At 73.5% G+C, this 8,964-nt stretch carries 7 protein-coding genes and 1 riboswitch; of the genes, 3 read left to right on the top strand and 4 right to left on the bottom strand.

The annotated features are described in order from the left end of the window. Positions 1-772: bifunctional diaminohydroxyphosphoribosylaminopyrimidine deaminase/5-amino-6-(5-phosphoribosylamino)uracil reductase RibD (gene ribD, locus BN2279_RS06580; protein ID WP_234347516.1), on the top strand; the 772-nt coding region annotated here is incomplete at its 5' end. A gap of 72 nt (positions 773-844) precedes the next feature. On the opposite strand, the gene BN2279_RS30955 is transcribed toward ribD, so the two are convergent. Next, a complete protein-coding gene (locus tag BN2279_RS30955; protein ID WP_079031921.1) occupies positions 845-1,861 on the bottom strand; it encodes a M23 family metallopeptidase in 1,017 nt (338 codons plus the stop codon). A 10-nt stretch (positions 1,862-1,871) separates the two neighbouring features. After that, positions 1,872-2,042, bottom strand: a riboswitch (cyclic di-AMP (ydaO/yuaA leader). A 213-nt stretch (positions 2,043-2,255) separates the two neighbouring features. After that, positions 2,256-2,717 carry a winged helix-turn-helix transcriptional regulator gene (locus BN2279_RS06570; protein ID WP_079031920.1) on the bottom strand — a complete coding sequence of 154 codons (462 nt, stop codon included), beginning with the start codon at positions 2,715-2,717 and terminating at the stop codon, positions 2,256-2,258. Between the two features lie 126 nt (positions 2,718-2,843). Here BN2279_RS06570 and BN2279_RS06565 point away from each other — a divergent pair, with 126 nt between their 5' ends. Beyond that, positions 2,844-4,307, top strand: a complete 1,464-nt coding sequence (locus BN2279_RS06565) for an MFS transporter (protein WP_059007406.1) — start codon at positions 2,844-2,846, stop codon at positions 4,305-4,307. Between the two features lie 51 nt (positions 4,308-4,358). Here the strand turns inward: BN2279_RS06565 and BN2279_RS30950 are convergent, their stop codons facing one another. Then, a complete protein-coding gene (locus tag BN2279_RS30950; RefSeq protein WP_159037085.1) occupies positions 4,359-5,486 on the bottom strand; it encodes a PP2C family protein-serine/threonine phosphatase in 1,128 nt (375 codons plus the stop codon). A gap of 266 nt (positions 5,487-5,752) precedes the next feature. Between BN2279_RS30950 and BN2279_RS06555 the strand changes: the two genes are divergently transcribed. Continuing rightward, positions 5,753-6,511 (top strand): hypothetical protein, encoded by a 759-nt coding sequence (locus BN2279_RS06555; RefSeq protein WP_234347515.1) that lies wholly within the window; start codon positions 5,753-5,755, stop codon positions 6,509-6,511. Positions 6,512-6,520: 9 nt separating this feature from the next. Here the strand turns inward: BN2279_RS06555 and BN2279_RS06550 are convergent, their stop codons facing one another. Further along, on the bottom strand, positions 6,521-8,782 hold the full coding sequence (locus tag BN2279_RS06550; RefSeq protein ID WP_059007403.1) for a heavy metal translocating P-type ATPase: 2,262 nt from the start codon (positions 8,780-8,782) through the stop codon (positions 6,521-6,523). Between the last annotated feature and the right edge of the window lie 182 nt (positions 8,783-8,964).

The raw sequence follows: 8,964 nt of genomic DNA, 5'->3' as shown, positions 1-8,964 counted from the left end.
ACGAGATTTCTGCCTGGCTCGGGGGCAGGGCGGACGTCGGGAGGGTTCTGTGCTGATCAGCGAGTTGGTCGGGGTCGAGGAGTGGGGTGGGGTCGGGGGGCGGCCGTTCGTCGTGTACAAGTACGCGGCGACGTTGGACGGGCGGATCGCGGCGGCGGATCGGACGAGTCAGTGGATCACGAGTCCCGAGTCGCGGGCCGAGGTTCACGCGTTGCGGGCGGCGTGTCAGGCGACCGTCGTGGGGTCCGGGACGCAGCGGGCCGACGATCCGCACCTGGCCGTGCGGTCGGGCCGGGACGATCCCCGGTTGCGCGTTCCGGTTCAGGTCGAACGGCAGCCGTGGCGGGTCGTGGTGGACACCGAGGCCCGCACGCCGCGAGGCGCGCGGGTGCTGGACGACGTCGCGCCCACGTTGATCACCGTCGCCGAGGATGCCGACGCCCGGCACCTGGAGGATGCGGCCACCGTCGTGCGGCTGCCGCGGGCGGAGGACGGGCGCGGCCTGCGACTCGACGCCCTGCTGGGGGCGTTGGGCGAACGCGGGGTGCGCGGGATGTTCCTGGAGGGCGGGCCGACGCTGGCCGCGTCGTTCGTCTCGGCCGGGCTGGTGGACCGGATCATCGCGTACATCGCCCCGGCGCTGCTGGGCGACGGCAAGAGCGCGCTCCAGGGCGGGTCCATCACGACGATGGCGGACATCCTGCGCTGCGACCTGCTGGACGTGGCGCGGTCCGGGCCGGACGTCCGGCTTGTCGCCCGGCCTCGGCGGTGAGGGGGTTCGGTTGAGTCCGGTGACCCCGACGCCGGGGGAGCTGTCGGGGTCACCGGAGGTTCGGGGGGTGGGTCAGACCGTCAGGCCCTTGTCGCGGAGCCAGGTCAGGGGGTCGATCGGGTCGGCGCCGGGGCGGACTTCGAGGTGGAGGTGGGCGCCGGTGGAGTTGCCCGTGGAGCCGACCGTGCCGACCGTGTCGCCGGTGGCCAGCTCCTGGCCGGCGGTCACGTTCATCGACGACAGGTGGCAGTACCAGACCTCGGTGCCGTCCTCCAGCTCGATGATGACGCGGTATCCGTACGAGCCGGCCCAGGCGGCCTCGGTGACGGTGCCGGTGTGCACGTTCTTGATCGGGGTGCCGGCGGCGGCGGCGAAGTCGGTGCCGGTGTGGGTGCTCTGCCACATCGAGCCGCTGGCGCCGAAGGTGGAGGAGAGGCGGTAGTCGCTGAGCGGCAGGGTGTAGCTGGCGCGCAGCGCCTCCAGGCGCTCGGCCTCCTCCTGCTCGCGCTGCCGCTCCTCCTCGGCGGCGCGCTCGGCCTCGGCGGTGGCGGCGGCGGCTTCGGCGGCGGCGGTCTCGGCCTCCCGCACGGCGGCGGTGACGGCGCGCGCCTCGGCGGTGGCGTCCTGCTGGTCGGCCTGCTGGAGGAGCCGGGCGCGCAGGGCCTCGCCGGCGTCGAGCACGCCGGTCGTCTCCGACGCGGTACCGGTGGCGGACGCCGCGACGGTGGTGGAGTCGGTACCGGTCAGCAGGTCGCCCAGGACGGGGATGGCCGCCACGGTGTCGGTCGCGGTCTCCGCGCCGGCGACGGCGCTCGCGCCGTCCTCGTTGGCCGTGGCCATGCCGCCCGCGCCGACCGCGGCGAACACGCCGACGCCGAGCACCGCGCGGCTGCGGGCGATGGTGCCGCCGCGCTGGCGGGCGACGCGGTGCCGGCCGCGGACCGGAAGAAGCGTGTCCTCGCTGGGATTCCACTCGCCGTACGGCCGGGGGTCGGCGGTCCTCGGCCCGAAGTAGGCCGGGATGGTGCCGGTGGAGCCGTGCGGGTCCACGTGCGTGTCCTCTATCGAGGCATGCCGGTTCGACGCCACGGGGGCGCTCTCCTTTCCTTCCTTCCGCCTACCGGGTTAGCTGACGGGTTCGGAGCAGGAAGGTCTCCTACGGGAGAGCGGCGGCTGGTGGCTGCCGGCAGTCCGATTCACCCCAAGTGGTGGTTCCCCGGTTCCATTGGTGCAGTTGTTTCGCACGTGCCGGATTCGGCGAGTGAGCACGGCGCCGTCCCTGGTGACGGCGGTGACGACCGCGCTGCGTTATCGAACGTTAATAGAAGCTGCCGCCAGATTCCAAGTGCCCAGGGGAATAAACCCAGGCTCTTGACCAGGATTTTCACGCCGCAAGGACTGCAATTCGGGCAAAACGGCGCCACTTTGTCGGCCGCTGAGCATCTGACGGTGCGTCAATTGTTATACGGAGAGCCCCGCGCGCTCACCCCTCGTGATCGCGTGCGTCGTATGCGGCACGGGCGGCGGCGATCTCGCGCTGGTGCTCCCCGGTCCAGGTGACCAGCGACTGGATCGTCGCGTGCAGCGTGGAACCGAGCGGTGTCAGCGCGTAGTCCACGCGCGGCGGCACGGTCGCGTGGACCGTCCGCGACACCAGGCCGTCGCGTTCGAGGTGGCGCAGCGTCCGGGTGAGCATCCGCTGGCTGACACCGTCGATCTCGCGGCGCAACTCGGTGAAGCGCAGGCTCTGGCAGTCGAGCAACGCGATGACCAGCAACGACCACTTGTCCGCGATCCGGTCGAGGATCTGCCGGACTTCGCAGTCCTCCCTGACGTCCCACTGCTTCACGTCGTACGGATACGGCTCGGGGCCGATGGCGTCGCAGCACGTCGCGTCCACGGTATCCCCGGTGTTCCCCGGGGACTTCAAAGTGCCTTCTTCCATGGGGGAATGGTTCCCCATGATGCTGTCGGTTACAAGAGAGAACCGTCTTTGATCTGCGCCTTTGATCCGTGTCTGTGATCTGTGTCTGTGATCTGTGCCTTGCCCATCGAGAAGGGATGCCTTCCCATGTCAACCCGTGCCTGGGGCATGTTGTTCGTCCTGTGCGGCGCCATCTTCCTGGAGGGGATCGACGTGGCCATGCTCAACGTGGCCCTCCCCTCGATCCGCGCCGATCTGGGCCTGTCCACCGGTGAACTCCAGTGGGTGACCAGCTCCTACGTCCTCGGCTACGGCGGCTTCATGCTGCTGGGCGGCCGGGCCGCCGATCTCCTGGGCCGGCGGCGGATGTTCGTCGGCTGGCTGACCGTGTTCCTGCTCTTCTCCGGCCTCGGCGGCCTGGCGACGGAGGGCTGGATGCTCATCGCCGCCCGGTTCGTGACGGGCGTGGCCGCCGCGTTCATGACGCCGGCCGGCCTGTCGATCATCACGACGAGCTTCCCGGAGGGCCCGCAGCGCAACCGCGCGCTGCTCATCTACTCCGGTACGGGCGCCGGGGGTTTCGCGCTCGGCCTCGTCCTCGGCGGCCTGCTCGCCTCGATCGACTGGCGGTGGGTCTTCTTCGCGCCGGTCGTCGTCTCGCTGGTGCTCCTGGTCGCCGCCCTCGCCCTCATCCCCCGCCCGGTGGAGACCGAGGCGGAGGCCGACCGGCGGCGGCAACCCCTGGACCTCGCGGGCGCGTTGCTCATCACCGTCGGCCTGCTGCTGCTGGCCGTCACGGTCGAACGCGCCTCCCACACCGGCATCGGCCCGACCACGGTGACGCTCGCCGCCGGGCTCGCGGCCCTCGCCGCCTTCGTCGCCGTCGAACGCCGGTCCCCCGCACCGCTGGTGCGGCTCGGCATCCTCCGCTCGGCGACGCTGGTCCGGGTCAACATCGCCGGACTGCTGCTGGCCGCCGGGTTCTTCGGGTTCCAGTTCATCGTCGTGCTGTACCTCCAGGAACTGCGCGGCTGGTCCACGATGGAGACGAGCCTGGCGATGCTGGTGATGGGCATCGACGCGATCCTCGCGCCGACCGTGACGCCCCTCCTCGTCAACCGCTTCGGCAACGCCCGCGTCATCCTTGGCGGGTTGCTGCTGGCGGCCGCGGCGTACGGGCTGTTCCTGCCGGTCGGCATGGACACCGTCTACCTGGCGATGTTCCCGTCGATGCTGCTGGTCGGGCTCTCGTTCGCCTTCGCCTACGGGCCGTTGACCATATCCGCGACCGACGGCGTCCAGGAGTCCGAACAGGGCCTGGCCGGCGGGTTGTTGTACACCTCGATCCAGTTCGGCGCGGCGCTCGGGCTCTCCGCCGCCACCGCCGTCAATGTCGCGGTCACGCCGGAGAGCGGGGCCTCGGCGCAGGAGATCCTCGACGGTTTCCGCGCCGCGTTGCTCGTGCCGCTGGGCGCGGCGCTCATCGCCGCCGCCGTCACCGCGACCGGGCTGCGGCGACGCCCCACCACCCCGCCGGCCGGGACCGGGGCCGTCACCGCCCCGGCCGCCACGGTTCCGCCCGCCGTCCAGCAGGAGGTTCTTCCGTCATGACCGCCTGCCGCGCCTCGCACCAGGGCGGGCGCGGCTCGTGCGCGCCCGTGATCAATACACCTGGCCGCCCGGTGCCGTGGCCGGTGCTGAGGCGGGGAGGTGGACCGCCAGGAGGGCCATGTCGTCCTGGAGGCCGTCGCCGGTGTGCGCGGAGACGTCCTCGACGACGCGGTCCAGCAGCGCGGCCGGACCGGGGAAGTCCCGGCCGCGCAGCCGGTCCGCCGGGTCGTAGAAGACGCCGTCGGCGTCGCGGGCCTCGCTGACGCCGTCCGTGTACAGCAGCAGATGCGTGCCGGGCGGGAACGGGACGGTGCCCGGCCGGTCGGGGCGGGGGAGCAGGTCGCCGAGGCCGAGCGGCAGGGCGGGGTCCGTGTCCCCCTCCAGGTAGCCGGTGTCGCCGCCGGGGGCGAGCAGCACGGGCGGCGGGTGGCCGCGGTTGATGAAACGGACCCGCACGGGCGGGTCGTCCGGCACCTCGACCAGGACGGCGGTGGTGAAGCCCTCGACGGGGTCGAGGTCCGCGCGGACCGTCCGTTCCCGCACGAGCGCGGTCTCCAGCCGGGCGGCGACCGTCTCCAGCTCCGGTTCGCACTCGGCGGCCTCGCGGAACGCGCCGAGGATCAGGGCCACCGCCTCGGTCGCGGCCAGCCCCTTGCCGCGCACGTCGCCGACGAGCATGCGCACGCCGTACGGGGTCTCCCGGACGGCGTACAGGTCGCCGCCGACCATGGCGTTGCGCTGGGCCGCCTGGTACCGGGCGGCGACGCGGAGCAGCCCGACGCGCGGGGGCGGTTCGGGCACCACGGCGCGCTGCACGGCCTCCGCGATCTCGCGGGCGGAGGCGACGCGCTGGTCGCGGGCGGCCACGATGCGGTTCACGGCGACGGCGATGAGGGAGATCGTCGCGACCGTGCCGGTCTTGATGCCGGCCTCGCTCCACAGGAGCGGGGAGCGCCACGCCATCTCGACGGCGACGGCGGCGGTGGCGAGCAGGCCGTACGCGGCGGTGGCCGCGAGGGACAGCACGGGGGCGGCGAGCAGTGGCGCGGCGACGTAGAACGGGGTGAGGGTGAACCTCGGCGGGGTGACGAAGTCGAGCACGAGGCCGAGGGTGATCAGCGCGGCGGGCAGCACGGGGTAGGCCCGTCCCCCGGCCCACCACGGCGCTCTCCTGTGCACGGTCCCAATCTGCGGCCGGGCCGGAGGGGCGGCCAGTCGATCTTCGCGCCACCGCCTGCCGCCATGCCCGGGCGGGGGGCGAACGACGCGGGCGCGGGCCCGTCGCGGCCGTTGCGTCGGACGGGTGACCGCACGGGTGTCCGGACGGGCATCCCGTTCCGGCGTCGGGGTGCCCGCCGCGCGGGCCGGCTGCTCCCGGCGGCGTAGGCCCGGTGTCTCCGGTCGGACGACGACGGCGCGGGCGCGGGGCGGCGAGGCTGGCCGCCGTGTCCCTTCGTCTCGCCGGGCGCCCGGTCGAACGTCTCTGCTACGCGACCGGCGTCGTCCTGATCGCCTCCGGCCTCGCGCATCTGGCCGTCTTCGCCGTCGACGGCGGCCCGTGGAACGGGCCCGTCTCCTGGCGCAAACCGGTGACGTTCGGCGTCTCGTTCGGCGTGACGCTGATCGCGGTGGCGTGGGTCACGTCGTACATACGGATCGGCGCCCGTGCCCGCGCGGCGCTGCTCGGGGTCTTCGCCGCCGACTGCGTGGTGGAGGTGGGCGGGATCACGCTCCAGGCGTGGCGGCGGGTGCCGTCGCACCTCAACATGGAGACCGGTTTCGACGCGTCCGTCTCGACCGTGCTGGCGGGCGGCGGCTGGGTCCTGGTGGTGGTGCTCTCCGCGTTCGCGGTCGCCGCGCTGCGGCGCGCCCCGGCCGGGCCGCCGGGGATGCCGCTGGCGGTCCGCGCGGGCTTCGCGCTCCTGCTGGCGGCGCTCGGGTCCGGCGTGGCGATGATCGCGCGCGGCGTGGTCCTGGCCAGGACCGGCCAACAGGTGGCGGCGTACGAGTCCACGGCGTGGCTGAAGCCGCTGCACTTCGTGACCCTGCACGCCGTGCTCGTGCTGCCGGTGCTGGCGTGGCTGCTGTCCCGGGGACGGCGCGCGCCGCGCCCGGAGACGCGGGAACGGATCGTGGCGGCGGCGACGGCCGGTTACGCGGGCGCCGTCGCCGCCACGGGGGTCTGGGCGGTCATGACCTACTGAGCCGAACGGTCACCGCGTGGGGCGGAAGCTCCGCAGGCGGAGGCTGTTGCTCACGACGAACACCGAGCTGAGGGCCATGGTGGCGCCCGCGAGCATCGGGTTGAGCAGCCCGGCGGCGGCCAGGGGCAGGGCCGCGGTGTTGTAGGCGAAGGCCCAGAACAGGTTGCTCCTGATGGTGGTCAGGGTGCGGCGGGCGAGGCGGATGGCGTCGGCCACGGCCGTGAGGTCGCCCCGGACCAGGGTGAGGTCGGCTGCCTCGATGGCCACGTCGGTGCCGGTGCCGATGGCCAGGCCGAGGTCGGCGGTGGCCAGGGCCGCGGCGTCGTTGACGCCGTCGCCGACCATGGCCACGGACCTGCCCTCCGCCTGGAGGCGGCGGACCGTGTCGGCCTTGTCCTGCGGCATGACCTCGGCGATCACCTCGTCGATGCCGACCTGCCGGGCGACCGACGCGGCGGCCGCGGCGTTGTCGCCGGTCAGCAGGATCGGGGTCAGGCCCAGGGCCCGCAGCTCGGCGACGGCCTCGGCGGAGGTCGGCTTGACGGTGTCGGAGACGGTGAGCACGCCGCGTGCCTTCCCGTCCCAGGCCACGGCCACGGCGGTCCGGCCCTCGGACTCGGCGTCGGCCAGGGCGGTCTCCAGCTCCGGGGGCAGGGTGATGTCGTGGTCCCGCAGCAGGCGGGGGCGGCCCACCAGGACGCTGTGGCCCCCGGCGGGGCCCCGGACCCCGAGGCCGTCGAGGGCGGCGAAGTCCTCCGGCGCGGGCAGGTCACCACCGGCCGAGGCGGCGACGGCGACGGCCCGGGCGATGGGGTGCTCGGAGGCGTTCTCCAGGATTCCGGCCAGCCGCAGCACGTCGGCCGGGTCCTCGCCGTCGGCGGCGTGCGTGGCCTGGAGGGTCATGCGGCCGGTGGTGACGGTCCCGGTCTTGTCCAGCACGACGGTGGTGACGCGGCGGGTGGACTCCAGCGCCTCGGGGCCCTTGATGAGGATGCCGAGCTGGGCGCCGCGCCCGGTGCCCACCAGCAGCGCGGTGGGCGTGGCCAGGCCGAGCGCGCAGGGGCAGGCGATGATCAGCACCGCGACCGCCGCGGTGAACGCGGCCCCGGCGCCCGCGCCGTTGCCCAGCCAGAAGCCCAACGTGCCGACCGCCAGGGCGATCACGACGGGGACGAAGACGGCGGAGACCCGGTCGGCCAGCCGCTGCACGGCGGCCTTGCCGTTCTGCGCCTCCTCCACCAGGCGGGCCATCTGGGCGAGTTGGGTGTCGGAGCCGATCCGGGTGGCGCGAACCACCAGCCGGCCACCGGCGTTGAGGGTGGCGCCGGTGACCGCGTCGCCCGGGCGGACCTCGACGGGCACCGACTCGCCGGTGAGCATCGAGGCGTCCACGGCCGACGAACCCTCGGTCACCACACCGTCGGTGGCGATCTTCTCTCCGGGCCGCACCACGAACGTGTCACCCACCGCGAGGCGTTCGACGGGAACGCGCTCCTCGCGGCCGTCCGCGCGCAGCAACGCCACGTCCCGCGCGCCCAGTTCCAGCAGCGCGCGCAGCGCCGAACCCGCGCGGCGCTTGGCCCGCGCCTCGAAGTACCGCCCGGCGAGGAGGAACGTCGTGACGCCCGCCGCCGCTTCGAGGTAGATGTTGCCCGAGCCGTCGGTGCGTTCGACGGTCAGCTCGAACGGGTGGGTCATGCCGGCCACACCGGCCGTGCCCCACAGCAGGGCGTACAGCGACCAGCCCAGCGCCGCCAGCGTGCCCATGGACACGAGGGTGTCCATGGTGGAGGAGCCGTGTCTGAGGTTCGTCCAGGCGGCCTTGTGGAACGGCCAGGCGCCCCAGAGCACCACCGGCCAGGCCAGCGCGAGGGATATCCACTGCCAGTTGGTGAACTGCCAGGCCGGGACCATCGCCAGCGCGATCACCGGCACGGTCAGCACGGCGGAGATCGCCAGCCGGTCGCGCAGCGCGCGCAGCCGCTCGTCCTCCGGGTCGGCGGCCTCGTCCGGCGGGGCGGGCGGCCGGGGTGGCTCGGCGGTGTAACCGGCGGCCTCGACCTGGCTGACCAGCGCCTCGACGGTGACCCCCGGCTCGAAGGTGACCTTGGCCTTCTCGGTCGCGTAGTTGACGGTGGCGGTCACACCGTCCATCCGGTTCAGCTTCTTCTCGATCCGCGCGGCGCACGAGGCACAGGTCATCCCGCCGATGGCGAGCTCCACCTGCTCGCTCCGGCCGGTCCGGTCCTTCGGGTCGGTGGTCACGCTCATCGCTCTGCTCCTTGTACGGAAGGATACCGGGGAGGGGTACCGGCGGCACGGCGGGCGGCCGGGGCGGGGGGGGGGCGGGGTCTTATACCCATCTGGCGCTGCCGGCGGAGGGGGGGGGGGGGGGGGGGGGGGGGGGGGGCGGGCCACGAACGGATAACGGAACGGATGTGGTCCAGTGACGA

The organism is Streptomyces specialis (genome assembly GCF_001493375.1).
GTDB classification, from domain to species: Bacteria; Actinomycetota; Actinomycetes; order Streptomycetales; family Streptomycetaceae; genus Streptomyces; species Streptomyces specialis.
This window is presented reverse-complemented; position numbering and strand designations above follow the sequence as displayed.

Bases quoted from the DNA above. Each gene is read 5' to 3' on its own strand.
- BN2279_RS06570 (WP_079031920.1), bottom strand. From the start codon at position 2,717: ATGGAAGAAGGCACTTTGAAGTCCCCGGGGAACACCGGGGATACCGTG.
- BN2279_RS06565 (WP_059007406.1), top strand. From the start codon at position 2,844: ATGTCAACCCGTGCCTGGGGCATGTTGTTCGTCCTGTGCGGCGCCATC.
- BN2279_RS06550 (WP_059007403.1), bottom strand. From the start codon at position 8,782: ATGAGCGTGACCACCGACCCGAAGGACCGGACCGGCCGGAGCGAGCAG.